Below are 1824 nucleotides of genomic sequence, written 5' to 3' on the forward strand. Positions count from 1 at the left end.
CGTCTCGCTCACCCGCAATATCGGCGACTTGGAGATATACGGTCTGGAGGCTAGCGCGACCTGGGCGGTGACGCCGAACTTCCATCTCAGCGGCATGGCCGCGCTGACGCACAGCGAAGTGACCAAGCTGGCGATCCAGAGCGGCGAATCCACCAATGTCGAAGTCGGCGACCCCGGCGACTACGCCCCGGAGGTCACGTTCAGCGTTGCGGCCGACTATGATGTCGCCCTCGCATCGAACATCGCCGGCTTCGCCCATGCCGATTTCAGCTACCGGGACAAGACCTGCGCCTCGGACAGCTCGGTTCTGGTCCCGCGCACTCAGTGTTCGGACACCGTACCGCTCCTCAACGCCCGCATCGGCGCGACTTTCTCCCGGGTGAAGGTGGAGCTCTATGCCACCAACCTCACCAATGAGAACCGGCAGGTCGATCCGTACCAGGCGTGGCAGCAATCCTCGCGGACGAAGCCGCGAACGGTCGGCATCGCCTTGTCACACGACTTCTGAGGTTCTTTTCTGTCAGGCCCGCCTCCACTCCGGGGCGGGCCTTTTCTCTGTCGGAGCATCCGGATGGCCCCAGCATTTGAAACTGCCGAGACGGGGGCCGCGCTGCCCGTTGCCGGCACCGACCTGTTCGGCCATCCGCGCGGCCTAACCTATATCGCCGCCACCGAAATGTGGGAGCGCTTTTCCTTCTACGGCATGCAGGCGCTGCTCATGCTCTACATGACCGGGCATCTGCTCCAGCCCGGCGTCGTCGAACATGTCTGGGGTTTTGCTGGGCTGCGCGCCGGGCTGGAGGCGGTGACCGGCCCGCTCACGAGCCAGGCGCTCGCCGCGCAGCTGTTCGGCATCTATGTCGCGCTGGTCTATTTCGGCCCGATCGTCGGCGGGCTGATCGGCGACCGGGTGACCGGACGGACCCGCGCCGTGCTGCTGGGCTGCGGATTGCTCGCCTGCGGGCACTTCCTGATGGCGATCGAACAGGCTTTCCTGCCGGCGCTCGGCGCGATCATCGCCGGGGCGGGGCTGCTCAAGGGCAATCTCGCCGCGCAGGTCGGGGCGCTCTATGCCGAAGGCGACCGGCGGCACGATGACGGCTACACGCTCTACGTCACTTCGGTGGTGGTCGGCGCCTTCCTCGCGCCGCTGGTGTGCGGCACGCTGGGCGAGCTCTATGGCTGGCACTATGGCTTCACGGCCGCCGGCTTCGGCGTGCTGTTGGGCATCGCCATCTATCTTCGCGGAATGCGCTATCTCCGCGAGCCGGCCGGCGATCGCGGCGGCGTGGCCACGGTGCCGCTCACCGCGGACGAATGGCGCACCGTGCTGGCGCTTTCGGTGCTGATCCTCATCACCGCGAGTTTCTGGACGGTTCAATCGCAGATTTGGAACACCTATCCGGTCTGGGTGCGCGATCATGTCGATCTTGGGATCGGCTTCGGCTTGCACGTACCGGTCACCTGGTTCCAGTCGCTCGATGCCGTCACGGTTCTGGTGCTGGCACCCGTGCTGATGCGCTATTGGCGTGTCCGCGCCAGGCGGGGTGGAGAGCCCGGCGAACTCGCCAAGCTGGCGCTTGGCTGCTCGATCTTCGGTTTGGGCTGCGTGCTGCTCAGCCTCGGGCAGTGGAGCGCAGGCGCGGGCAGGGTGGCGATCGTCTGGCCCGTCCTGTTCCATTTCGTGATCGGGCTGGGCTACCTGCTCTACGCGCCGGTGGCGCTCGCACTGGTCGCCCGGGTGGCGCCGGTGCAGGTCCGTTCGATGATGGTCGGCGGCTATTATATCGGCCTGTTCATCGCCGGGATATTCGCGGGATGGCT

Annotated in this window: 2 protein-coding genes; both read left to right on the plus strand. The window is 66.2% G+C overall.

Annotated features, from left to right (window positions below; all coding sequences use genetic code 11):
* The coding region (locus tag Q4610_RS21670; protein WP_304537841.1) for a TonB-dependent receptor at window positions 1-508 on the plus strand (508 nt) is incomplete at its 5' end.
* A gap of 63 nt (window positions 509-571) precedes the next feature.
* A partial coding sequence (locus Q4610_RS21675; protein WP_304537842.1) for a peptide MFS transporter occupies window positions 572-1824 on the plus strand: 1253 nt, incomplete at its 3' end.

It is taken from the genome of Sphingobium cyanobacteriorum (assembly GCF_030580935.1).
Taxonomy (GTDB): domain Bacteria; phylum Pseudomonadota; class Alphaproteobacteria; order Sphingomonadales; family Sphingomonadaceae; genus Sphingobium; species Sphingobium cyanobacteriorum.